This is a genomic window from Flagellimonas marinaquae (assembly GCF_023716465.1).
GTDB lineage: Bacteria > Bacteroidota > Bacteroidia > Flavobacteriales > Flavobacteriaceae > Flagellimonas > Flagellimonas alginolytica.
The window spans coordinates 2,844,192-2,867,184 of the sequence record NZ_CP092415.1 but is presented as its reverse complement, the minus strand read 5'-3'; the positions used below and the strand labels follow the sequence as shown (position 1 = coordinate 2,867,184).

General features: G+C 40.1%; 24 protein-coding genes. 8 read left to right on the top strand and 16 right to left on the bottom strand.

Annotated features, from left to right (window positions below; genetic code table 11):
* The first annotated feature begins 195 nt into the window (after positions 1 to 195).
* The 6 genes from MJO53_RS12680 (at position 196) to cls (ending at position 7,013) form a co-directional block, all read left to right on the top strand.
* A complete protein-coding gene (locus MJO53_RS12680; protein ID WP_224834878.1) occupies positions 196 to 576 on the top strand; it encodes a LysM peptidoglycan-binding domain-containing protein in 381 nt (126 codons plus the stop codon).
* 290 nt (positions 577 to 866) lie between these two features.
* Positions 867 to 1,490, top strand: a complete 624-nt coding sequence (locus tag MJO53_RS12675; RefSeq protein ID WP_252079344.1) for a porin family protein — start codon at positions 867 to 869, stop codon at positions 1,488 to 1,490.
* Between the two features lie 233 nt (positions 1,491 to 1,723).
* Entirely contained in the window at positions 1,724 to 2,827 is a 1,104-nt protein-coding gene (locus tag MJO53_RS12670; protein WP_252079343.1) for a serine hydrolase domain-containing protein, read from the top strand.
* 143 nt (positions 2,828 to 2,970) lie between these two features.
* Positions 2,971 to 4,926 (top strand): GNAT family N-acetyltransferase, encoded by a 1,956-nt coding sequence (locus MJO53_RS12665; protein ID WP_252079342.1) that lies wholly within the window; start codon positions 2,971 to 2,973, stop codon positions 4,924 to 4,926.
* A 210-nt stretch (positions 4,927 to 5,136) separates the two neighbouring features.
* Positions 5,137 to 5,469, top strand: coding sequence for a DUF3291 domain-containing protein (locus tag MJO53_RS12660; protein WP_224834881.1), 333 nt, complete (start codon positions 5,137 to 5,139; stop codon positions 5,467 to 5,469).
* Between the two features lie 137 nt (positions 5,470 to 5,606).
* Positions 5,607 to 7,013 (top strand): cardiolipin synthase, encoded by a 1,407-nt coding sequence (cls, locus tag MJO53_RS12655; RefSeq protein WP_252079341.1) that lies wholly within the window; start codon positions 5,607 to 5,609, stop codon positions 7,011 to 7,013.
* Here the strand turns inward: cls and MJO53_RS12650 are convergent.
* From MJO53_RS12650 to MJO53_RS12605, 10 genes are all read right to left on the bottom strand, one after another.
* Positions 7,008 to 8,015 carry a 2-hydroxyacid dehydrogenase gene (locus MJO53_RS12650; RefSeq protein ID WP_252079340.1) on the bottom strand — a complete coding sequence of 336 codons (1,008 nt, stop codon included), beginning with the start codon at positions 8,013 to 8,015 and terminating at the stop codon, positions 7,008 to 7,010. The two genes, cls and MJO53_RS12650, sit on opposite strands and share 6 nt — an antisense overlap.
* 20 nt (positions 8,016 to 8,035) lie before the next feature.
* A complete protein-coding gene (locus tag MJO53_RS12645; protein ID WP_252079339.1) occupies positions 8,036 to 8,479 on the bottom strand; it encodes a hypothetical protein in 444 nt (147 codons plus the stop codon).
* A 90-nt stretch (positions 8,480 to 8,569) separates the two neighbouring features.
* The gene (locus MJO53_RS12640; RefSeq protein ID WP_252079338.1) at positions 8,570 to 8,968 is read right to left on the bottom strand and encodes a hypothetical protein; all 399 of its coding nucleotides are present in this window, start codon (positions 8,966 to 8,968) and stop codon (positions 8,570 to 8,572) included.
* An 84-nt stretch (positions 8,969 to 9,052) separates the two neighbouring features.
* Positions 9,053 to 9,481 carry a hypothetical protein gene (locus tag MJO53_RS12635; RefSeq protein WP_252079337.1) on the bottom strand — a complete coding sequence of 143 codons (429 nt, stop codon included), beginning with the start codon at positions 9,479 to 9,481 and terminating at the stop codon, positions 9,053 to 9,055.
* A gap of 12 nt (positions 9,482 to 9,493) precedes the next feature.
* Entirely contained in the window at positions 9,494 to 10,357 is an 864-nt protein-coding gene (locus MJO53_RS12630; protein WP_252079336.1) for a universal stress protein, read from the bottom strand.
* Positions 10,358 to 10,403: 46 nt separating this feature from the next.
* Entirely contained in the window at positions 10,404 to 11,219 is an 816-nt protein-coding gene (locus MJO53_RS12625; RefSeq protein WP_252079335.1) for a universal stress protein, read from the bottom strand.
* A gap of 7 nt (positions 11,220 to 11,226) precedes the next feature.
* The gene (locus MJO53_RS12620; RefSeq protein WP_252079334.1) at positions 11,227 to 12,069 is read right to left on the bottom strand and encodes a universal stress protein; all 843 of its coding nucleotides are present in this window, start codon (positions 12,067 to 12,069) and stop codon (positions 11,227 to 11,229) included.
* A gap of 147 nt (positions 12,070 to 12,216) precedes the next feature.
* Entirely contained in the window at positions 12,217 to 13,053 is an 837-nt protein-coding gene (locus tag MJO53_RS12615) for a universal stress protein (protein ID WP_252079333.1), read from the bottom strand.
* Between the two features lie 86 nt (positions 13,054 to 13,139).
* Positions 13,140 to 14,189, bottom strand: a complete 1,050-nt coding sequence (locus MJO53_RS12610; RefSeq protein ID WP_252079332.1) for a response regulator — start codon at positions 14,187 to 14,189, stop codon at positions 13,140 to 13,142.
* The gene (locus MJO53_RS12605) at positions 14,167 to 15,696 is read right to left on the bottom strand and encodes a sensor histidine kinase (protein WP_252079331.1); all 1,530 of its coding nucleotides are present in this window, start codon (positions 15,694 to 15,696) and stop codon (positions 14,167 to 14,169) included. The genes MJO53_RS12610 and MJO53_RS12605 overlap by 23 nt, the downstream gene beginning before the upstream one ends.
* 89 nt (positions 15,697 to 15,785) lie before the next feature.
* Between MJO53_RS12605 and MJO53_RS12600 the strand changes: the two genes are divergently transcribed.
* On the top strand, positions 15,786 to 16,190 hold the full coding sequence (locus MJO53_RS12600; RefSeq protein WP_224834893.1) for a hypothetical protein: 405 nt from the start codon (positions 15,786 to 15,788) through the stop codon (positions 16,188 to 16,190).
* Here MJO53_RS12600 and MJO53_RS12595 read toward each other — a convergent pair whose 3' ends face one another.
* The 3 genes from MJO53_RS12595 to MJO53_RS12585 all read right to left on the bottom strand — a co-directional run bounded on the left by MJO53_RS12595 (position 16,191) and on the right by MJO53_RS12585 (position 18,381).
* Positions 16,191 to 17,012, bottom strand: coding sequence for a universal stress protein (locus MJO53_RS12595; protein ID WP_252079330.1), 822 nt, complete (start codon positions 17,010 to 17,012; stop codon positions 16,191 to 16,193).
* A 159-nt stretch (positions 17,013 to 17,171) separates the two neighbouring features.
* Complete coding sequence (locus MJO53_RS12590) at positions 17,172 to 17,462, bottom strand: chaperone modulator CbpM (RefSeq protein ID WP_252079329.1); 291 nt, start codon at positions 17,460 to 17,462, stop codon at positions 17,172 to 17,174.
* Positions 17,463 to 17,469: 7 nt separating this feature from the next.
* Entirely contained in the window at positions 17,470 to 18,381 is a 912-nt protein-coding gene (locus tag MJO53_RS12585; protein ID WP_252079328.1) for a DnaJ C-terminal domain-containing protein, read from the bottom strand.
* A gap of 193 nt (positions 18,382 to 18,574) precedes the next feature.
* Here MJO53_RS12585 and upp point away from each other — a divergent pair, with 193 nt between their 5' ends.
* On the top strand, positions 18,575 to 19,228 hold the full coding sequence (gene upp / locus MJO53_RS12580) for a uracil phosphoribosyltransferase (RefSeq protein WP_224834897.1): 654 nt from the start codon (positions 18,575 to 18,577) through the stop codon (positions 19,226 to 19,228).
* Positions 19,229 to 19,239: 11 nt separating this feature from the next.
* On the opposite strand, the gene MJO53_RS12575 is transcribed toward upp, so the two are convergent.
* From MJO53_RS12575 to MJO53_RS12565, 3 genes are all read right to left on the bottom strand, one after another.
* Positions 19,240 to 20,610 (bottom strand): MBL fold metallo-hydrolase RNA specificity domain-containing protein, encoded by a 1,371-nt coding sequence (locus tag MJO53_RS12575; RefSeq protein WP_252079327.1) that lies wholly within the window; start codon positions 20,608 to 20,610, stop codon positions 19,240 to 19,242.
* 6 nt (positions 20,611 to 20,616) lie between these two features.
* A complete protein-coding gene (locus MJO53_RS12570) occupies positions 20,617 to 21,459 on the bottom strand; it encodes an ATP cone domain-containing protein (protein WP_252079326.1) in 843 nt (280 codons plus the stop codon).
* 76 nt (positions 21,460 to 21,535) lie between these two features.
* Positions 21,536 to 22,969 (bottom strand): SLC13 family permease, encoded by a 1,434-nt coding sequence (locus MJO53_RS12565; RefSeq protein ID WP_252079325.1) that lies wholly within the window; start codon positions 22,967 to 22,969, stop codon positions 21,536 to 21,538.
* Between the last annotated feature and the right edge of the window lie 24 nt (positions 22,970 to 22,993).

Here is a 22,993-nt window from a genome sequence, read left to right as displayed (position 1 = left end):
TACCCACGGTTTGGATCAAAACCTTGGATCACTGTGCGATGGAATTCCCATACCGGTATGAAACCTTGTCCTAGAAGCAATATATACGGTTGATCCATTAAAGACCATTAAAAGTATTACAAATAATTCATGGTAAAATATAAGCGGATTGCCTATCTTGAAACCTCTAATTATTAACTGTAAAAAATCTTAATTATGAGTGTAAAAGCAAAATATCAGCCAGTATTGGATCTAGGCGAACAATTAGGCGTTAAAAATGGTGATGTAAATGTTGAGGGAGACATTATTAAAATTAAAGGTACGACCCATACCCAATATGAGAAAAATCTACTGTGGGACAAAATCAAGGAAATCGGCGGAGAAAAACCTTCCGACATCAAGGCCAACATCACCGTTGAAGATGAATCTGTTTACCACAGACATACCGTAAAGAGCGGTGAGTCGTTGAGCAAGATTGCCAAACATTATTATGGCGACCCGATGAAGTACACCAAAATTTTTGATGCTAACACCAATATTTTAAAAGACCCCAATGTAATCCACCCCGATCAGGTTTTGGTGATTCCTAATTTGTAAAACATGGTCAGTTCGAGCGCAGTCGAGAACATATTTATTCATATCTCGACTCCGTCCGATGTGATATTATAAACTAAAAAGGCGCCCTTTGGGCGTCTTTTTACTTGTTATGATGACAGTATCAATTGAAAAGGTGGTTCTATCAATTGATTGGGTACATTCGTCAATTGTTTCTTTTTTATTGTTTAGAAAATACAAGTTTTGCACACGATTGCTTTGGCGTTTCAGACCACAAATTTTCTTGATTTGCCGACAATCATCCAAACAACTGTAATCAACAAACATTAAAAGTGAAAAAACAAGTATCCCTAGTAGTACTCAGTTTAATTGCATTTTTAAAAGTAAATGCACAAGACAATGGAGAATTTGAATTTGGAATACAATCCGGATTGAATTTGGCCAATGTTTCTACCATAGATGGTCAAGACAACGCCAATACTAGAATCTCATTTAATACTGGTATATCCGGTGAATATTACTTTTCTGACCGATGGGGTTTAAAAGGAAAGCTTATCTATGATAGTAAAGGTTGGGCCGATGGCTTTATTAATGATGAAGAGAACAATAACTTTACCGCCACAAATTTTAAATTAAACTATTTGTCCATTCCCATTATGGCAAACTGGCATTTTGGTTCCAATAGAAATTGGTATTTGAATTTTGGTCCGTACTTGGGGCTTTTGATAAGTGCAAAGGATTCAGAATTGGGAATAGATGTAAAAGAAGCCTTTAAAAGTACCGATTTGGGTCTTGCTTTGGGCATTGGATATAAATTTAGAATAAACAACAATACACAATTGTTCTTTGAGTTTGACGGTCAATCTGGATTCGTTGACATTTTTGAAGAAAATCTTGGAGAAACCGTAAGAAACACAAGAAGCAGTTTGAACTTCGGTGTGCTGTTTGGGTTATAGGGACTCTAACATTTATATAAACCAGGTTCAAAATTAGGAGAAGAGTTGTTAATTGGTTCTCATCTAAGTTAGAACCCTACATAAAAGATTATTTTTAAGGCGCCCTTTGGGCGTCTTTTGGTTTTTGAAAAAATAAAACTCAAAAAGGTAAGGGACAGCCATTGTAACCGACTCCGAATTTAAACGTATCCCTTTAGGATAAATCAAAAGTTGGGCACACATCAAAACTTACCATGAAAAATTCATTTTTACTTCTTTTTACCATCCTTTCTCTGGTTTTGAGTTGCGGTAATTCGCAGACAAACAAAATAGTCAACAATCAAACCCTGAATGATGAAAGGATAACGGACACACAATCCGAGCTGATTTTTGAACATAGCAAAGTATTTCCCGATAATACCCAACTTGCATTTGCTCTTATTGAAAATGGCAATGTGAAATTTTACGGTGTCGAAAAAAGGAACGACACCATTTTTACCATTAAAAATCAACAAAATGCATTTGAGATTGGATCTATCACGAAAGTTTTCAATGCTACCCTACTTGCGGACTTTGTTCTGGAAAACAAAGTACAGCTGGACGATTCCATAAACCCCTACTATGATTTTGAGTTCAACAATGGGCAAGACATTACTTTCAAGGCCTTGGCGAACCACACTTCGGGCCTTCCACGCATGCCCTCCAACCTTGACTTTGACATTAGTGACCAAGACCCATTTTCCGATTACGATGCAGAAAAGTTAAAAACATATTTGGCCAACGAAATGGAATTATCTTTCGATGAAGGTGGTGAATATGAATATTCCAATTTAGGTGCTGGACTATTGGGCCATACCTTATCTAAAATTGGAAAAAAAACCTTGAACCAGCTGCTCCAGGAAAGAATATTTTTAAAATATAATATGCCCAACAGCACTATCGGGAGCGAAAATGTATCCACTTTTTTAGTCGAAGGCCAAAGTCCTGAAGGAAAACCTGTGAAAAACTGGAACTTGGCATCGCTATCCGGTGCTGGGGATATAATTTCTACCACAGAAGATCTCTCCAAATTTGTTACGGCCCATTTTGATGACGAGAGTAGAGCTTTGGCACTTACCAGAATCAAGACCCATACCATTAACGATAGATCCAGTGTTGGTTTAGGTTGGCACATACGCACGGAACCATTAGGCGAAAAGTGGATTTGGCATAATGGAGGAACGGGCGGTTATACCTCCTGTTTGGTTATGAACACGGAAAACAAGAATGGGGTTATTGTACTATCCAACGTTTCTGCACTCGGAGACCCCATGATACATATTGACCAACTTTGTTTTGGGCTTATGGATACTCTTTAGATTACCACCTTAAATCAAAAAAAACAACTTCATTTAATCGGTAAACACCAATTTTTATTTGATCAGTGTATTCAAATGAATTATACCTTTACCTTTAAAACTGTACTAGTAGACAGGCTCCTAGATCAGCATATTCCAATTAGATGAAGTTATATTTTCGCATAGCGGACCATAATGATGTAGATTTCCTTTTAATGCTCGAAAAGAAATCGTTCCCTGATTTTCAGCAAACTACAAAGGCCAATCTAAAAAAAGGGATCAAGAGTTCTTTTCAGGAAATAATAATTGTGGAAGATGCAGACATTACAGGTCAAAGGATCGGCTCGGCCATTTTGTTCAAATACAAGCACATGCTCCGGCTGTACTCAATCAGTATTTTACCCGAATTTCGAAATTATGGCATTGGCTCCAAAATTTTAGAACATATAAAAGCATTTGCTTTGTCCAAAAATTTTACGAGCATCACCTTGGAAGTTAGGGCAAAAAATGAAAAACTGGTGGATTGGTATCTCTCCAACGGGTTTTTGGTGATCAAAACACTAAAAGATTATTACCGACCCAACGAAGATGCCCTTAAAATGGGTATGCGAATAGGATCAGCCAGCACAGACCACGACACTAAAAACCTAATCGTTATCGATAGACCTTATTCTTGGGAGAAATCCGAAATAAAGGCAACGGTGATTTCGGTAAAGGATTACATCAATAACCCATTGTACCAGAACAATTCGAATTTTAGGGTTTTTAATTTGTGCAGTTCGTACAAGTATCAAAGTTTTGGGTACTATGTATCTTTACTAGCATCGGCTAGAGGACAGCGCGCCATTCCGAGTTCGTCCACAATTAAAGATGTGCAATTGGCCAATGTGGTACAATCTCTTTCATACGAGCTCAACGAACAAGTAAACCGTGTTCTTGGCAAGGATAAAGGGGAAAGCATCCTATTGGAAGTCTATTTTGGACAAACATCTATTCCTGCATACAAAACATTGGCTACCAAATTGTTCCAGGTTTTTGAAGTCCCATTGTTCTCCATCAATTTTATTAAAGCGGAAAAATGGATCATTAAAAATATAAAAGTCTTGACTTTTAAGGACCTAAACACCGAAAAGAAAGATATGGTGTACCATGCCGCCCAAAAATACTTCAATAAAAAGCGGTACCATTTTCCAAAGTTGAACAATTACAAGTACGATCTTGCCATATTGATCAACCCCTTTGAGGAATATCCGCCATCCAATAAGGAGGCCCTTGAAAAATTCCGCAAAACCGCAAACAAAAAAGGGATGTATGTGGAGTTTATAAGCAAGAACGACATCAACAAAATAAACGAGTTCGACGCACTTTTGATACGCGAAACCACCAATGTAAACCATTATACCTACGAACTTTCTCGTTTGGCCTATGCCGAAGGTTTGGTGGTAATAGACGACCCTTGGTCCATTTTACGGTGTTCGAATAAGATTTATCAGCATGAACTCTTTAAGAAAAATAAAATCAGGACACCCAAGACCATTGCCCTAACAAAAAATATGTCCGAAGATAACATTCTGGAACAGTTGAACTATCCGGCCGTTTTAAAGCAGCCCGATAGCGCATTTTCCTTAGGGGTGATAAAAGTGAACGATAAAACCGAAGCAATACACCAACTAAAGTCCCTTTTTAAAAAAACGGATATGGTAATTGGACAGGAATTTCTATACTCGGACTTCGATTGGAGAATAGGAGTGCTGGACAACAAGCCAATATATGCCTGCAAGTATTTTATGACCAAAGATCATTGGCAAATTTATAATTGGAGCAGCGAAGAGGAAGAAAAGTCCGGCAACCATGAAACCGTGGTCATAGAACAGGTACCGGAACAGATCTTAAATACAGCTGTGAAAGCATCTTCGTTAATTGGGGATGGATTGTACGGGGTAGACCTTAAATTTGTGGACAATAAAGTGTATGTGATAGAGGTAAACGACAACCCGAACATTGATTTTGGGGTAGAGGATGAACTCTTGGGCGATGAACTTTATGCATTGATCATTGATTCTCTGATCAATCGAATTGAGATAATGAAAAATATCCGGCACATTAACTTGATCAAATAACCTTGTTTATAATTTATCTCTTCTGAAGGATACCTTTAGACTTTTTTGGCAATATCGGTCAAAGCGAGATGAATCATCAATTCAAAATGGGCATAGGTAAAGTCAAAACAGGTAAGTATACATCCCGAACTGTAATTGTAATTAAAAATCACGAGCTTTCGTAATCTTTATTAAAATCAATCTATAGTTGAACAGAGCAACAATTACAACATGAAAGCAACAATAACATCAATCCGCTTAAAAGGACCACTGAAATTTTTCGCATTATCGGCTAACGCTCTAAAAGTTATTAAACAGTTAAAAGCAACAAACTGTAAAGATTTTAAAAAAAGAGGATTATGGAATACCCATTACACGATGACCCTATGGGAAAGTGAAAAAGAACTAAAACAATTTACCAAAAGCGGAGCTCATTTAGAGGCGATGAAAATCGGCAAACAGATTGCCCGGGAAATTAGGACCGTAACTGTTGATTCTGAAAAATTACCTAACTGGAAAGAAGCAAAGAAGCTTCTTGAAACGGGACATTCTATTAAATATTAAACCAGACTCTCGTTCGGGCCCTTGAGTAGCACTCTTTTATTTTAAAAAGAATTTCTACGTTTATTGGTTGTGCGCTTACAAGCGCCATTTTCTTTTGCTAACTTGTCGGTGGTTTACAAATTGTATCCATTACAAAGATGCTCGTTCCCATTCTTATTACACTTTATGTAATCATCTCCCTAACAATGGTGATCAGCCTTTTGCTGAACGGTGTACGCCCCAGTAAAACGCTGGCTTGGCTTTTGGCCATATTTACCATCCCAGTGGCAGGCGCACTTCTTTATATTTTATTTGGTCGAAACCGACGGAAAAGCAAAATGTTCTCCCAAAAACATCAAACTGCTCCAAATGATCAATTTAAAAATGAAGATTGTCGTCCAGGGATCTCAGCAAACAAGGAAAAAATAACCTCTTTGATCAGCAATACCTCCAAATGCCCGGTTACCTGTTATAACCATTTAGAATTGCTCAAAGATGGAAGAAACACTTTCGAAAGCATTTTTAATGCCTTGGAGGAAGCCAAAGAGCATATTCATTTGCAATATTATATTTTCGAGGACGGTCTTTTGGCCGATAAATTATTGGAGGTTTTTGAAAGAAAGATAGCCGAAAATGTCACCATTCGCCTCCTTTATGATGGTATTGGCAGCTACTCCCTAAGCAAAAAGTATTTAAAAAAACTCAAGGGCATCGGGGTGGAGACGGCACAGTTCCTACCTTTTAAATTTGGAAGATTCCTTTCTTCCCTTAACTACAGAAACCATAGAAAGATCATAGTGATCGATAATAAGATCGGGTTTACGGGGGGGATCAATATTTCCGACAAATATCTGAAAGGAGATCCCGCTCTGGGCAAATGGCACGATACCCACTTAAAAATTGAAGGCGAAGCTGTGGACTTCCTCAACCGCACTTTTGTAACCGATTGGTTTCTGGCAAGTGCAAAAAAAGTAGATCTGAATACATTAAAGATCTACCGGACGCAAAAAAAATGCACATCGCTCCAAATTGTTCCCAGTAGCCCCGACGACGATTTTGATGTTATGGAGCAAGTGTATTTTTCCATAATAAACAGTGCGGAAAAATACCTCTACATCGTTAATCCCTATATTATTCCCAACCACGCCATTTTACAAGCATTGATCACCGCAGCGCTCAGCGGGGTGGATGTAAAGATATTAATGTCCTCCAGTACCGATATCAAGTTGGTGGATTGGTGTGTACGTGCCTATTTTGAATCTTATCTAAAGGCAGGTATAAAAATTTATCTGTACGAAGAAGGCTTTTTACATAGCAAGGTAATGTTGTGCGACGATGAGATTGCAAGCATTGGAACGGCCAATTTGGACAACAGGAGCCTGCAGCAGAATTATGAGGCACAAGTTTTTGTCTACGACAACGAGCTTTGCCGCAAAATGAAATCCGATTTTTTGTCGGATTGTGATAAGTCCACCCTCTTGTCCGATTACGAAAAATTTAAATCGCGCTCATGGGGCAAAAAACTGATTGAAGGTTTTGCCAAACTTTTAAGTCCGCTTCTATAAAGTGATTGTCTGAAACTCCAATTCGTTTTTACAGCTCCTGCCCTCTTCCCAACAATCCAAGTTATAAATGGTGGTTTCCGCAATGCGCTCAAGCGCCTCTTTGGTTGCAAATGCATGGTGAGGGGTCAATAACACATTCGGCAGATCGATCAACTCTTTCAAAAGCTCGTCGGCAATGCCCGATTTACCGTTATCCTTAAAGAAAACACCCCTTTCCTGTTCATAAACGTCGGTTGCATACCCTCCAAGATTTCCATTTTTAAGGGCGGTTATAACATCATTGGTCTTTACGATCCCACCGCGAGCTGTGTTCACCAACAATGCCCCCTTTTTCATAACGGAGAACAGCGTTTCATTAAAAACATGGTGTGTTTCGTAGGTCAATGGCGTGTTGATACTGATTATATCCGATCTACGGCACAGTACTTCCAAGGGAACATACTCCACTTCGTAATGGTTTTCCAAATACTGGTTACGTTCTATATCGTTCGCCAATACTTTACACCCGAAAGCATGAAAGATCTTTACTAAAATAGAGCCTATTCTACCTGTTCCAAAAATACCCACGGTTTTGCCAAAGATCTCAGTACCGATCAGATTGTCCAACATAAAATTATATTGGTGCACCTGGGCATTGGCCAAAATCAACTTCCGATTTAGTGCCAAAGTAAGTCCCACTGTATGTTCCGCAATGGCATGTGGCGAATATTCCGGAGCGTAAGCGATTTTGAGCCCGATTCGCTTGGCAGACTTAACGCTTACATTATTGTAGCCCGTAGATCGTAGTGTTATATATTTTACTCCCAGATCCTGAAGAATTTCCAGTACCACCAAAGAGGCATCATCATTGGAGAATATACAGATGGCATCGAAGCCAGCTGCCATTACCGCGGTCGTGGTATTGAGCGCTTCCGGCACAAACTTTAAGTTGTGTTTGCCATCGTTCACTTTTTTTAAATATTCTATCTCAAAATCCTTGGCACTGTAAACAAGTACTTTCATGTTTTTTGGTATAACTTGGGTTAATTGAGCGATCTTTTTTGTTTTTTGCGCTTGATAACATCGGACACGATATCAAAAATCCTGATTTTGGACTCCCTATATTTTATAATATAATCGGACACTTCCATGCCCAGATCGTTATGTGTGTCCAAATAGGCGGACTCCATTTTTTCTTGATTGATATCGTCCACCATGATCTGAAGTTGGTTTTCGTGCAATTGTACTTTCTTGAGGAGTTCCACCAACTGTTTCTCCATTTTGTTCAAGTTTTCCACAACAGGCTGAACGGTCTTGAACATATCGGAATCTATAATATCCAAAGTATAATCTTTGACCATATGGTTCAAAAACTGTTGCTCGTCCGCGGCAAATTGCAATTCGGAGAACCATTCTTTGGATTCTTGGTGCAACTCATCTGCACTGAACCATTCCCTAAACTTTCTTTTAATGGGTTTTGCTTCCATAGTATACGTAATTACATTCTTTAATGGTTAATGAGCATGTAACAATCCGGCACAGACCAAAGGAGGTATACCCTTTTGATCATGCCAGCACTAGGGCTTCTTTTTCTTTAGTATAGATCCGGCATATTCGTAAACTTCCTTTTTTTGGTCAAGATAGGATTTGATATAGCCCGTGACATTTGCTTTCAGGTCCAGATGATTTTCGTAGTATTGACTATCGCTTTCTTCTTGGGTACATTCAAAAATACCGCCAAGTCTATTCCCATGTATTTTGATGGATTCCAGTAGCGATGCCCTTTTCTGCTTTGAAGCGTTGAAAAGCTGTTTAAAGTTCTCCAACCGTTCAAACAGGTTGGGCGTTCTTGGTTCAAAAATGTAAGAGTCAAGTAATTTTTGGATAAACACCATCTCGTCCCCGATAAACTGAATGTAAGATTTCCAGTTTTGAAGATCGTCTCGCATCATCTCTATTTTCCTCTGCCATGCCATTATCTTGGAGTTCGATTGAATTTTACCTTTGAAAATAGGGTTTAGCCCTTAGTTTTAAAATGATCTAAATCATTTTGCTCACTTTTATTTACCCGTAGGATATCGGTCGTCCAGACCAAAAGATTGTTTTACCAACGCTTTAAACTGGTTTTGGGACATACTGTCCGTAGTTTTGGTCATCTTTATTTTGTTGGCCAAGCCAGGATGTTTCGTCTGCAAAGCCCCAACCAATTTTTCCGGTGTTTCGGCAGGACCAAATATGGCTATCTCGTCCGCATCGGAAATTTTTTCCGCAATCTTCTCAAAATAGTTTCTTAGTTGATGCTTTTCCTTTTCAAGGTATTTACTGTCCTGAACCACATCTTGCGGACCCCATTTGGTCTTGGATCGGGAACCGCCTCTTGGGTTAAAAAAATCGAGTTCCGATGGAATGGTAAAAAGACTTTCCTTCCCGTTTTCCAATATTACGCCGTTGGCTTCTTGTTTATCCAACCAAATTCCTATCTGTTTCATAGTTACAATTTTTTAGTTATCGTTAAGTTCCAATATGGGCACTTTGGGGTCGTACCCTATTTTTTTCACCAAAGGATTGGTAAGTATGCTTCCAAAAAATAAGTGCTTTCTGTTCAAAAAGGCAATCATATCACATTTGTGCCTATCGACAAATGCGTTGATCCCATCACTGATCTTAGCTGCAGGCTCAAAGTGCATCCGGTACGCTACCCCTTCCAGAATTTCTTGGAGCAATTCCTTATTGCCTTGCTCTTTCCTGTCCAGTTTACCGTCTTTGTTCTTATCAATGTGCAATACATGGATGGTAGCATTGAACAATTGTGACAACTCGATTACATCTGCCATTTCTTTTTTCTTAAAAGGGGATTTATAATCGGTAGGAAAAACAATTTCCTTTGGTTCTTCGAACATATAATTATTGGGCACTGCAATTACGGGGCACTCCCTGATCCGTTCCATTACATTTACAGTATTGGTGCCGAATATCCGAGCCTTGGATTCGGTGATACCTTTGGTTCCCATGATGATCATGTCGATATCTTTTTTATCGACAACATTTCTGATCGCCTCGGTAACACTGTTAAAGGTCGTTATGGTATGAAATTCGTGCTTATGGTTCTGTGGATGGAGTCTGACCATTTGCATTAGTCGCTCCATACCTGCTTCCGCTTCTTGTTTTGCAGCTTCGTAGTACGGTTCGCCTGTTTCCGGGACCCTCATGCTATCCAAGGTGTAGCTGGATATATGGAACGCATTGAGAATATAAAAGTCGCAGTGTACATTTCTATACAACTCCAAGGCGTACCTAATGGCGTTCAATGCATTTTTGGAATAATCGGTAGGCAACAAAATCCTTTTGTCCATACGTAATCTCATTTTCCTGAAATTTAGTATGATTCAATAGGTTATGCCATGATTTTCGTCAACTTTGGCGGTTGGGCAAAATTAAAAAAGGGACTTTTAATTTGGTATTCAGTTCCTTTATAATGCCATTGCCTATAAACTCCAAAAAGAAGTGGTGCGGGTAGTACACCATGCAGAGCATATCTATTTTCCAGAGATCTACAAATTCCAAAATCGTGTTCACCTTGCCATCGAAAATGGGCAACTCGACCTCTTTTCCACTTTTATGGGCAATCGCATTTAAAAATTGGGTTCTGTTCTTTTCGGCAGTATCGTTCCCTTTATTTTCTTGAATGCGCATTGGCACAACAACACTATCCATCAATTCACTAAAAAAAATGATGGCCTTACTATTTTCTTCTGCAATAGGATAGGTATAATTGGATGTAAAAGCCAGTTTATCCACCTTTTTAAAATCGATTTCCAAGGGCACGATCAATACAGGGCAATGGGTTATTTCTCGAACTAACTGCATGGCATTGTTCCCGAACAGAATATGTTTGACTTCTTCTTGTGCCTTGTTTCCAATTACGGTAAGGTCCACTTTGTTTGTTTTGGCATAATCAGCAATCCCCTCGGATAAATCCGAACATAGCGATATTTTTTTATAGTCATGGTTCGAATTCTCTCCTACATCCCTGATCAGCCGATGTACCAATGCATCCAATCCTTGGGCCGATTCCAATTGGGCCTCTTCCTTTTTTGGATCGTTCTTGGTACTGCACACATTTACAATATGAAATGTACTTTTCTTGTTCTTGAACAATTTAGCGGCATAGAACAGCGCATTGTAAGAATTGTTTGAAAAATCGGTGGGTACTAAAATCTGTAACATAATTTAATTATTGGTTATAGGGGAGAACCAAAAAAGGAACTCTGGCATGTAACCCTATATTTTTAATGATCGGTTCTATAAAAAGGCGTTCAATAAATGAGTGTTTGTTTTTCACCATGGCCAACAGTTCGACTTGGGCCTTGTTCTGAAACCCATTGATGCCTTCTATCAGTTCTTGGTCCGGTAAATCGTAGAAAACAGTATTCTCTTCTAACAACATGCCCTGCAAATAGGTTTTGTTCTTTTCTTGATCGGCATCCAATCCGCTTGGCGATGATACATGTAAAACATGCAGTTTAGCATGCCATAGTTTGGAAAGCTTGAGTAAAAAATCAATATTGGCCTTATCGTAATCTACTTCAAAATCGGTTGGAAACAATATATTGTGTGGGGGTTTAAACTCAAAAAACGAGGGTATGGCAAGAATTGGAACACTAGTTCTCTGAATTACATGCACCGTATTGGAGCCAAATAAAATTTCCTTCGCTCCTGTTGCCCCTTGTGTGCCCATTACCACAAAATCGATGTTCTCCTTATTGGTTATGGATGCGATTTCATCTGCCAACGAATTAAAAGCAGCGTGGGTTACATACGTGTGGGTCGGTATATTGAACTGTGCCTTGATTTTTTGCCTTGTTTTTTCCAAAGCTTCTTCGGCTTTGTACTTTTCTGTATCAGGCAATCCCAATTGGCCCGGGCTGCCCAAAGTATAATCGGCCCTGTACACTGGTGGGGTATATGCATGTACCAGATAAAAAATACAAGTGGACTTTTCCAACAGTTTTACTGCATAGGAAATGGCATGGAATGCATTATCTGAAAAATCGGTGGGCAATACAACTCTGAACATAGCTCAATTATTAAAAATCCCTTATCGTAACAAAGCTATTTAGCTAGTTTATTATATACTATGATTTCCATCACCTATCACAAAAACTTGAGGATTATCGGTTTAGGTATCACACACAAAAACCAACCGAACGATTTAATTAAAACACTACTCGTGAATTACGTAAAATGGAATTTTGGTATGAAAACTTATTTGCTCCACTATGGAATCGAACAGAATCTGTTGTATAAAATTTAGGTTTTTGGCCACCATGATCATCATATCGACCTCCCTGCTCTCCGCAAAGCATTGTATGGCCGACTTTACCTTTTGATTGGTAATGGTATGAAAACTGTGCACCTTCGGAAAGGTCTCTTCCATAAAGTCCATAAGATATTCCTTATTTTTCTGTTGCTCTTCACTTAGGGTATCACCATATTTCAAGGCATTCATGATCCTTAGCTTCGCATTGCTGCACTGCACCATTTCCACCATGGGGCGCAAGATCTTTAAGGAATAAAATATATTAAAGTCCGTAGGGAAAGCTATTTCTCGGGGTTTGGACAAATCAACATGTTGCGGAACCACGAGAGTATTGCACTGCACTTTGGTAATAACATCGCCGGCATTGCTCCCCACCACTTTTTCCCGAAAACCGGAAACACCTTTGGTACCCATTACAATAAGATGGATATCTTGTTCTTCCAGATGTTTTTTTATGATCGGAATAAAAAAACCGTACTCGTGCAAAGCGAAAAAAAAGTGATTGGCCTTAGTACTTTTTTTACGTTCCGCCCGTACCAGATCATTCAGTCGCCTTTTAGTATTTTTTCTGGTCTCGTCCGTTTTTTCTTGGAGCGATTCTGCATCAGCTTTGGTATCCAGTAGGGTGCCAACATATAACACGTAGAAATTGCATTCCATTCCGCTGAGCAGCACTTGGGCATACTTTAGCGCCTGAATGGAATTTTCCGAAAAATCCGTGGGGACCAGAATATTCTTCATTTGTCATAAATTGATGGTGCAAGATTGCTATTGATTAAAACAAACGGAATGATAAATATCACTTGCGCTATTTATGACGTGATTTTTTAGTGGACCTGCTCCAATGCCTCTGGTTCCAACACAAGAATATTTCTATTTTCTATGGCAATTAGTCCTTCATGCTTAAAATCGGAAAGGGTTCTGATCAGGCTCTCGGTGGCAATGCCTGCCACTCCGGCCAAATCGCTGCGAGCAATTTTTAATGGTCCACGTTTGTTCTTGTTTATTGCCCGGGAAAAACGCAATAAGGTCTGTGCGGTTTTCTTTCTTACCGAACTATAGGCCATTTGCAGCAATTGTTTTTTAATGTCGGACAAATTATCGGTGATTACATCCATCAGTTCCAAGGAAACGCTTTTATTATCTTCCAAAATTGCCTTGACCTTTTCCTTGGAGATTCCTGCTAACTCAACATCTTCAATGGCAATGGCATATTCCTGATAGGGCAAATGGTCCGTAAGGGATGTAAATCCCAAAAAATCGTCTTCCGAATATATAGCGGTGATCAACTCCTTGCCCTCTTCGTCCAAGGCGCAGCTTTTTATGATCCCTTTTAAAATAAGGTAAACCATATTGGAATGATCTCCTCTATTGTAGATAATGTCGTCCTTGGCGTAAGAAAGCAACTGACCATGGTCGTCAAAAAAGTTTTTGAGCTCGTTCAGAGATCGTATTTCACCCTCCCCATTTTTATTAATGGATTCATTGGATAGTACAGCTTGCATTTGTTCAGCTTTTTCCAGTCGGCAGGTTATGGCTCCCAATAGCTCCTCCTCTTCGAACGGCTTGGTCAAATAGTCATCTGCACCAAGGTTCATACCCCTTCTTACATCTTGCCTTTCCGTTTTTGCCGATATAAATATAAACGGGATATACCTTGTGGATTCCTTTGTAGATAATTCCTCCAATACCTCGTACCCATCCATTTCCGGCATCATGATATCACAAAGAACCAGATCGGGACATTCCTTTATGGCCATTGGAACGGCTATTTTTCCATTTGATGCCGAACATACGGTATAACCGGACAATTCCAACAGTTCCGCTACATTCTCCCGTAGCGAGGTGTCATCCTCAACCAGTAAGATTTTTTTCATTTTCCTTGTTTTTAATTGGTATGTGCAGTGTAAATGTGGATCCTTTTTCCCTGTTACTTTTAAAAGTAACATTGGCATCGAGGTTATGCATATGTTGCCTCACAATATTCAACCCGATTCCGGTTCCTTGAACTGTAAGTACATTGGAGGCCCGGTAGTACCTATCAAAAATAAAGGGTCGGTCTTCTGGTGGTATTCCAAAGCCTTCGTCGACCACCTCAATATTCAATTGTTCTTGCTCCATGGTTACCCTAAGCTCTATATCCGTTTCCTCGGGAGAATATTTTATCGCATTATGGACCAAATTGGATAAGGCCAGAACAAGCATTTTCTCATCAAAATCCAATACAATACCATCGATATTGTTCGGGTATTTTATTCGTTGTCCTTCTTTTAGCAGCATATTGGCATCGTAGATCACCTCATTGATCACCTTGCTCAAGGGGAATGTGGTTAACTCATATTTTACCTTGCCCAGCTCCAACCGTTCTATGGACAAAAAGTCCGTTAGGATACCATCCAAGTACTTTACTTTTGATTTAATAGTGGCAATATGTTTGTCCCTTTTGTTTTGCTGTTCGGATTCGGTGTATTTGGCCAATAACGATGTTGAGGTGAGAATGCTGGTCAACGGCGTCTTAAACTCGTGCGACACCAATGAGAGAAACTTTGTTTTAAGTTCATTGAGCTTCTTTTCGGCCTTTAGGGCCTCTTGCAATTGTTGTGTTCTTTCCTCGACGGTCTTCTCCAGTTGCTGGGTATAATTTTTCCTTTCCGTAATATCCAAAACAATGGCCACAAATACTTTTCGTTTCCCTATAAAGGAAATCTGTAAATGTACCTCAACAGGATAGGTGGATCCATCTTTGCGCTTATGTTCTGTTTCAAACACAACTTTTTGTTTGCGTTTGGACAACAATGGGGAAACCAAACGTCTCATTACCGCTTCCGAAAGGCTCGGTTTAATATCCAACACCGACATTTGTGCCAACTCTTGCATGCTGAAGCCCAAGTTTTTTTGAGCCCCGAGGTTTACATTGATAAAAACCAATGTTTCTGGATCAAAAACATAGATTTCATTTAGGGATTCATCAAAAATTTTAAACCAATAATCTATGGTTTCTTTGGCCTTCTTTTTTTCGGTGATATCCATGATCAAGGCCAATACATACCTTTTACTGTTCAATTTAAAAGGATTGAGGCTTATTTCCAGTGGAAACTCATCCCCATTTTTACATCGACCGACCAAATCCAACCCTTTACCCATCTGCCGGGCCTTTCCATGTTGCATAAAACCAGAAACAAGTTTGCCATGGTCGGCTCTGGAGCTTTTGGGTATCAAAACATCCAATGGTTCGCCGATGAGCTCTCCTTCACCATAGCCGAACATTACATTTGCCGCATGGTTGCTAGCCGTAATACTATGTTGGTCATTCACAATCAGGATTCCCTCAGAAATGATTTCCGATAAAATATCCAGTACATCTATTTCTTTAAATCCTTCCATAACAGCAAATAAATTTACTGATTTACATCATGTAGAAAAACTTTACTGATAAGTATATTTATTGATTGAGCACTTAAACACAAAAGATCATGACACACAGGACGAAAATGGGCAACGAACTATATCAGAATTTGGGGAAACTATTCTATGCCATGGCCATGGCCGATCACAGTGTGCATATGAACGAAATGGAGAAATTTAACGAGGTGGTCCGTGAGCAATGGTTGGAAGTAGATGATATTGAGGACGAATTTGGTGCCGACGCCGCACTGCAGATAATCACCGTTTTTGATGGGCTACTGGAATATGAAAAAGACCCCGAGGAAATTTATGAAGAATTCGAAGCTTTTTATACGGAGCACGAACTGTTATTTACCCCAAAGATCAAAAATTTGGCCATGTCCACTTCGAGAGCGATCACAGCTTCGTTTTATGGCAGCAACAAATCGGAATTGATCTTATTGGGGCGTTTACAGCTGCTTTTTGACCGTTGATCACATTTTTATCGTCATAACAGGCATTTGCGCATGGTTGGAAACATTTTCGGCCAAACTGCCCACAACAAAATGTGCCAGACCTTTTCTACCATGTGTTGGAATTACCAATAGATCGGCATTCTTTTCCTGACAATACTTAAGAATTCCGCGTTCTACACTTGGGCTACTGTAGAAATTAATGTTGACGTCCTTGCCCAGCTCTTTTTTAAAGGCTTCCAGTCTTTTATCCACAATGTCGTATCCAATGAAGTTGGCCCCTGTGGTATTCACATAGACCACTTCTAAACTAGCATTGAACAATTTGGCAAAGGTATCGGCCTTAATATAAGCAGATACACTTTTATTGGCAAAATCAGTGGCCATGACCATTTTCTTTATGGTAAAATCTTGGTGTGGTTTTTTGATCACTATTACCGGAACATTGGATGTACGTACCACTTTTTCCGTATTGGACCCAACAAAAAGCTCGCTTATCCCGCTGGTACCGTGAGACCCCATCACCACCAAATCACAATTTTTCTCTTCGGCCACATTATTTACCTCCTCAAAGTCTTTGTAGTTTTGGATAATGGCCTCTAGCGATATTCCTTTGAGGTATTCTTTTTCTGTATATTGTTTGATTTTATCCTTCGCCAAGTTAAGATAGTATTTGGCTTCTGCCTCCTCTGCGATCTCGGAATTGGCCAGAACCGAATCGGACATTCCGATCATATGAAGCAAAACAATGCCTGCATTATGCTGTTTGGCAATAATGGCGGCTACATGCAAAGCATATTCCGAGTGTTCGGAAAAATCAACGGGAACCAGTATTTTTTTCATAATATCCATGGTTTGCGAAAAATGACATTGGCTACCAAATCAAGTACTGCCTTGTTCGGCAATACCCTGTACCATTTCCATTTTTTTATTTCGACTAAAATTAGGTTTCGTGTATTTTAATTCCAATGATCTAGGTCATATCCAAACCTCGATCGGATTTTACTCCAATCTGTCCAGTTTCTTTTTAAGTGAGGCGACCTCTTGCTGTAAACTTTCCACCTGCCCCAAAAGATGGTGTACGGCTTGTATCCCTTCCGGGTTTATATCGAGGTCATGATGCAGACGCACCATTTTTTCCAAAAGGGGAAGATCGTCCAGGTGGAGCATTCCCGCTTCTTTTTCCTGTTGGACCTGCAAAATTTCGTATTCGTACATGGAATAGATAAAAGATTCGCCTACCCCATGGTTTTCACAAAATGTTTTGATGGATATAAAGTTTTCTTTTTTCATGACTGTGCTATGCTAGATTGGTCTTTGCCAAGGATTCGAAGAGGCTTTTCTGTTCTTGTGTAAGGTGCTTTGGAATTTTAACGGTATAGGTTAAATAGAGGTCCCCAAATTCTCCTTCTTTCTTATATTTAGGAAATCCTTTCCCTTTGAGTTTAACTTTGGTGCCACTATCGGTCCCCGGTGCCAGTTTTAATTTAACCCTACCCGTTAAAGTTTCGACCTGAATATCGCCTCCAAGTACCGCTTTCACCAAAGGAATTTGAACCGTCTTGTACAGGTTTGCTCCATCTCGTTTAAAAGCGGTATGGTTTACAATGAAAAATGTAATGTAAAGGTCCCCGGCAGGGCCTCCATCGATTCCCGGACCTCCATGTCCTTTTATTTTAATGGTCTGTCCGTCCTCGATACCGGCAGGGATGGTCAATCGGATACTTTTTCCGTTAACGGTAAGGGTCTGTTTTTGTGTCGTGTACACATCCATCAACGACAATTGGAGCTGGGCATTGTAATCTTGACCACGAAAATGGACCTTTTGGCCTTTGGAACCAAAACTTGATGCTCCACCGAACATGGACTCGAAAAAATCGGAAAAATCTTGGTTCGACCCTCCAGTGCGACGATAGGTATACCCTTCAAAATCATTTTGTCCAGCATATTGGGTGCGGGATCGCTTGTTTTTTTCAAACGCTTCGGCGTGCTGCCAGTCCTTGCCATATTCGTCGTACTTTTTCCTTTTTTCGGTATCCGAGAGTACCTCATGGGCCTCGTTGACCCGTTTAAAGTTTTTCTCCGCTTCGGCATCATTCGGGTTAAGATCTGGATGATATTTCCTCGCTAATTTGCGATATGCCTTTTTTATTTGTTCGGGCGACGCCTTTTTATCAACCCCCAAAACCTTATAATAATCGATAAACTCCATAAATGGTCACAAAATCTTAGTGGTACAACCTAAAAATCATTTGAATAAAAGATTCTTTCAAATTTTTATAAAAAACTTACTTCTTTCCAATGACCTATATCAGTCAATTGGTTCGCATAGTGGACCTATGGTTTTTCATTTTTATATTTTAGGAACATCCCATACCTTTAAAAAAGAAACAATTTCTATTCAAATGATCATACATCAATTTGACCAGACCAATTCGGTACTCAATACATTTATTTCCGAAATTAGGGATGTGGAGATCCAAAAGGATTCCATGCGTTTTCGAAGAAACATTGAACGAATAGGCGAAGTTCTAGCTTATGAATTGAGTCGGTCCTTGGATTATGAAGCGAGAGAAATACAAACGCCTTTGGGCACCAAAAAAACCTTTGGATGTAAGGACGACCTAGTGCTTTGTTCGGTCCTAAGGGCCGGATTGCCCCTACATCAGGGCATGTTAAATTATTTTGACCGGGCCGAGAATGCCTTTATTTCGGCGTACAGACACCACCCCAACGATGATGATGATTTTGAAGTGATCGTAAAATATTTTGCCGCACCATCTTTGGATGGTAAGGTTTTGGTGCTCACCGACCCCATGCTGGCAACAGGAAAAACTTTGGAGAATGTGCTCAATGCCCTAAAGAGTCATGGAACACCAAAACAGATTCATATCCTATCGGTAATTGGTTCCAAATCTGGGATTGCCAAAGTGGAAAAGGTCTTTCCAAGCGACACTCAACTTTGGATAGCTACTGTGGACGAACACTTAACGAGCAAAGGCTATATTATTCCAGGTCTTGGTGATGCTGGTGATTTAAGTTATGGCCCTAAACTGTAATCTTTTAGGGTTTATAGTATAATTTCAACAACTTCGTGGATGTTCGGGATATGGCAATCCCAACCAAAACTTTCCCGAATTTTATCCTTGTAGGCTTCCATTGCGGACTTTTCGCCATGTACCAGGAACACTTTTTCCGGAACGTTTTTAATGGAGCCCATCCAGTTCACCAACTCACCTTGGTCCGCATGTGCGGATAAGCTTTCCAAGTGGTGTACCTGTGCATTTATGGGTATTGTTTTGCCATAGATCTTGAGTTCTGTCGCTCCTTCGAGAAGTTTTCTTCCACGAGTTTCTTCCGCCTGGTACCCAACAAGTAATATCGAAGTGGATATCATATCGCCCAATTGTTTAATGTAGGTAAGAACCCTTCCTCCCGTTACCATACCGCTACCGGCAATTACAATTTTTGCCCTGGGGTCGTCAATGGTTTCCCAGGTTTCGGCATAAGAACTCACAATATTGATATGGTTACACATATTCCGGTACTCCACGGGTGTAAGTTTATGCCAGTCAGGGTAATGTTCAAATACTTCCAGAACATTGTTGCCCATAGGACTATCCACAAAAATGGGGATATTGGGAATCTTGTTCTTTTTGTAGAGTTTCCACAATTGGTACATGAGCGATTGTAATCGTTCCACCGCAAAAGAAGGTATAATCAAGGTCCCTTTTTTGTACAAGGTATCATTGACCAGCTCTACCAGCTTCTGCCCAACATCCTCTATGGGATGTAGCCTATCTCCATAAGTGCTTTCCACAAATAGATAATCGGCCCATTCGGGTTGTTTTGGTGGATCCAGTAATTCATCTTGCTGCCTTCCCACATCCCCGGAAAAAACCAGGCGTTTACCGAATAGATCAATTTCTATATAGGTTGAACCAATAATATGTCCATTGTACAGGAATCGGGCATCGCAATGCTCGGACAATGAAACTTGCCCGCCTTCGTCGACTTGCTCAAAGAACTTCAAAGCGAAAGCCACATCTTCGGCAGTGTACAATGGCAGCGCCGGATGGTGTTTGCTGTATGCCTCTTTATTTGCTCTTTCTGCCTCTTCCTCTTGTATTTTGGCACTGTCTTCCAGAATGATCCTTGCAATGTCCAAACTTGGTCCGGTCCCTAAAATTTTTCCTCGAAAACCTTGTTTTACCAAAAGAGGCAAATACCCACAATGATCCAGGTGTCCGTGGGTGAGCAAAACATAGTCGATCTGGGAAACATCTATGGGCAAGCGTTCCCAATTTTTTTCCCGTAGCGCCTTAATACCTTGGAACAATCCACAATCCACCAAAATTTTTATTTCTTCGGTGTGCAAATAAAACTTAGATCCCGTAACAGTCCCAGACCCGCCCAAAAAGTGTATTTCCAGTTTATTCATAACGCCTTACGAATTGCACAATGATTTCATTTCTTTAAGAATCCGCTGTTTTCTGCCATTGGATAAGCCCAGGTGGTCTAGGTAAAAACTATCTTTTTCCAATTGCCTGCAAAGCACTACGCCGCGTTCCAGCAAAAACTGTTTTTCCCTACCCGATAATAATGTGGATACGGTGATGGGGTATAACCGCAACCTATCTATCCTTTCCTTAAGTCCATCGCCATCCGGATAGTCCCAGCTCAATAAATACAATCCCACACAATTGCCGTAAGCAAGGGCATCTTTGGTAAATCTTGTGTTGGTCACAACCCAACCAAGGGTGGATGTGTAATTCTTCTCTTTGTTGGATTCCATGGGTGCTTTTACATCTTGGTATCGTGCATTGATATATAATGGTACTTTTACATTGCATTTTAGTCCATCATCTCCATGAAATTTACACTCGATTACGTTCATTGTACCATTTTTAATGGCCAAAACATCTATTTCGTGGGCAACGCAGGTACCGTGGACCATTTCACCAACTTGTGTCTTGTATCCTGAATAATATAGAATCCCACTGATGAACTTTTCAAAAGGAAATCCGGTCGGGCCCAGTTCGTAAATGGCTTTTTTTAATTTGTATTTGAATGCATAAATGGATTTTTTCTTTTTAAGAAGGGCAAATGCTCTATTATGGATTTCCCGGGTCGAAATTCCGGGATACAATTCATCCACTACCCTACTTACGACCTCTTGTACCATTTCTTCGTTGGCACCAGAGTGCTGAAGCGATCTTTCCAATTTATCGATGGAAAACTTGACCTGTTCACCGGAAGATTTAGTAATTTGGAGTTTATTGTTTGCCATATTACTAAAGTAAACATCCTTTTAGGAGAACGGTATGACATTCATCAATTTTACCAATAAGAAGTAATTGGGCCGATTAGAGCCCCCACAGGTATGGCAAAACAAAGAATACCGCAATTGCCATAATTATTATGGACAATATATTCATTAAAAATCCGGTTCGTACCATATCCTGTATACGTAGATAGCCCGAACCAAATACCACAGCATTGGGTGGTGTGGCCACAGGAAGCATAAATGCACAAGATGCGGCCGAAGTACACGCGACCATTAATAAATAAGGGTTTACGCCAAGCGTTATCGCCAACGGTGCCAGTACGGGCAGCATCATGGCGGTAGTGGCCAAATTTGAGGTAACTTCGGTCAAAAAGTTTACACAGGTTATGATCAAAAGCAGTAAAACGAACAATGGCAAGCTTTCAAAAACTGTCATTTGTCCACCAAGATAGTTGGCCAAACCAGTATCCCGGAATCCTTTTGCAATTGCCATACCTCCACCAAACAATAATATGATTCCCCATGGTATTTGTACCGCTTCTCTCCAGTTAATCAAGGGCTCACCTGTTTTATTGGCCGGAATCATAAAAAGGATAATTGCTGCACCTATGGCTATAATGGTATCGTCCATATTGGGCATAAACTGCTGTAACAAGAACGATCTTGTGATCCAACAAAAGGCCGTGAACACAAATACGAACAATACCCGCTTTTCTTCTGTTCCCAAGGGTCCCAATTCGGCCAATAGCCTATTTATTTCTTCTTTGCCCCCTGGAAACCGGGTCTGTTTTAAAGGAAATGCAATTCGAGTAAGATAAAGCCAGGCCAGTATTAAAAGTATAGAAGATACGGGCAGTCCATATTTCATCCATTGCCAAAAGCTAATATCCACGCCGTAGGTCTTCTGAACGAATCCGGCAAATACCAAATTTGGGGGTGTTCCAATTAAAGTTGCAATCCCACCGATCGAAGCGGCATAGGCAATGGCCAGCATTAATAATTTACTGAATATTTTATTTTCATCCTCTGGTGTATCCGGATTGTCCTTTAATTGTTTTACAATGGAAACGGCCATTGGGATTACCATTACGGTTGTTGCCGTATTGGAGATCCACATGGAAAGAAACGCAGTGGCCACCATAAATCCCAATACAATGGTGTACATATTGGTTCCGATGGTTTTAATGATCTGCAGTGCTATCCTCTTATGAAGGTTCCACTTTTCAATAGCTGCCGCCAAAATAAAACCACCCATAAACAGAAAAACATACTTGTGTCCATAGCTCGCAGTGGTATCGCTCAATGCAACAGCATCCAAAAGGGGGAACATTAGTATGGGCAATAAAGCGGTGACCGCAATGGGCAACACTTCAAAAACCCACCATACTCCAATCCACACGGTGGCCGCCAGCACGTTTTTGCCCTGTACGGAGAGTGTTTCATCTTTAAAGAATAACTGAATCAGGATAAAAAGTAGTGGGCCTAATACCAGGCCGAATTTCTTGTAGGACATAGGAGTTGGATAGTTAGTTTTTGT

Excerpts from the sequence above, each read along its gene's own strand:
- MJO53_RS12615 (WP_252079333.1), bottom strand. The coding sequence starts at position 13,053 with ATGAAGAATATTCTGGTCCCCACGGATTTTTCGGAAAATTCCATTCAG.
- MJO53_RS12680 (WP_224834878.1), top strand. The coding sequence starts at position 196 with ATGAGTGTAAAAGCAAAATATCAGCCAGTATTGGATCTAGGCGAACAA.
- MJO53_RS12650 (WP_252079340.1), bottom strand. The coding sequence starts at position 8,015 with ATGAAAGTACTTGTTTACAGTGCCAAGGATTTTGAGATAGAATATTTA.
- cls (WP_252079341.1), top strand. The coding sequence starts at position 5,607 with ATGCTCGTTCCCATTCTTATTACACTTTATGTAATCATCTCCCTAACA.
- MJO53_RS12665 (WP_252079342.1), top strand. The coding sequence starts at position 2,971 with ATGAAGTTATATTTTCGCATAGCGGACCATAATGATGTAGATTTCCTT.
- MJO53_RS12570 (WP_252079326.1), bottom strand. The coding sequence starts at position 21,459 with ATGGCAAACAATAAACTCCAAATTACTAAATCTTCCGGTGAACAGGTC.
- MJO53_RS12630 (WP_252079336.1), bottom strand. The coding sequence starts at position 10,357 with ATGAGATTACGTATGGACAAAAGGATTTTGTTGCCTACCGATTATTCC.
- MJO53_RS12575 (WP_252079327.1), bottom strand. The coding sequence starts at position 20,610 with ATGAATAAACTGGAAATACACTTTTTGGGCGGGTCTGGGACTGTTACG.
- MJO53_RS12625 (WP_252079335.1), bottom strand. The coding sequence starts at position 11,219 with ATGTTACAGATTTTAGTACCCACCGATTTTTCAAACAATTCTTACAAT.
- upp (WP_224834897.1), top strand. The coding sequence starts at position 18,575 with ATGATCATACATCAATTTGACCAGACCAATTCGGTACTCAATACATTT.
- MJO53_RS12645 (WP_252079339.1), bottom strand. The coding sequence starts at position 8,479 with ATGGAAGCAAAACCCATTAAAAGAAAGTTTAGGGAATGGTTCAGTGCA.
- MJO53_RS12600 (WP_224834893.1), top strand. The coding sequence starts at position 15,786 with ATGACACACAGGACGAAAATGGGCAACGAACTATATCAGAATTTGGGG.
- MJO53_RS12635 (WP_252079337.1), bottom strand. The coding sequence starts at position 9,481 with ATGAAACAGATAGGAATTTGGTTGGATAAACAAGAAGCCAACGGCGTA.
- MJO53_RS12590 (WP_252079329.1), bottom strand. The coding sequence starts at position 17,462 with ATGAAAAAAGAAAACTTTATATCCATCAAAACATTTTGTGAAAACCAT.
- MJO53_RS12610 (WP_252079332.1), bottom strand. The coding sequence starts at position 14,189 with ATGAAAAAAATCTTACTGGTTGAGGATGACACCTCGCTACGGGAGAAT.
- MJO53_RS12640 (WP_252079338.1), bottom strand. The coding sequence starts at position 8,968 with ATGGCATGGCAGAGGAAAATAGAGATGATGCGAGACGATCTTCAAAAC.
- MJO53_RS12595 (WP_252079330.1), bottom strand. The coding sequence starts at position 17,012 with ATGAAAAAAATACTGGTTCCCGTTGATTTTTCCGAACACTCGGAATAT.
- MJO53_RS12670 (WP_252079343.1), top strand. The coding sequence starts at position 1,724 with ATGAAAAATTCATTTTTACTTCTTTTTACCATCCTTTCTCTGGTTTTG.
- MJO53_RS12605 (WP_252079331.1), bottom strand. The coding sequence starts at position 15,696 with ATGGAAGGATTTAAAGAAATAGATGTACTGGATATTTTATCGGAAATC.
- MJO53_RS12585 (WP_252079328.1), bottom strand. The coding sequence starts at position 18,381 with ATGGAGTTTATCGATTATTATAAGGTTTTGGGGGTTGATAAAAAGGCG.
- MJO53_RS12660 (WP_224834881.1), top strand. The coding sequence starts at position 5,137 with ATGAAAGCAACAATAACATCAATCCGCTTAAAAGGACCACTGAAATTT.
- MJO53_RS12565 (WP_252079325.1), bottom strand. The coding sequence starts at position 22,969 with ATGTCCTACAAGAAATTCGGCCTGGTATTAGGCCCACTACTTTTTATC.
- MJO53_RS12620 (WP_252079334.1), bottom strand. The coding sequence starts at position 12,069 with ATGTTCAGAGTTGTATTGCCCACCGATTTTTCAGATAATGCATTCCAT.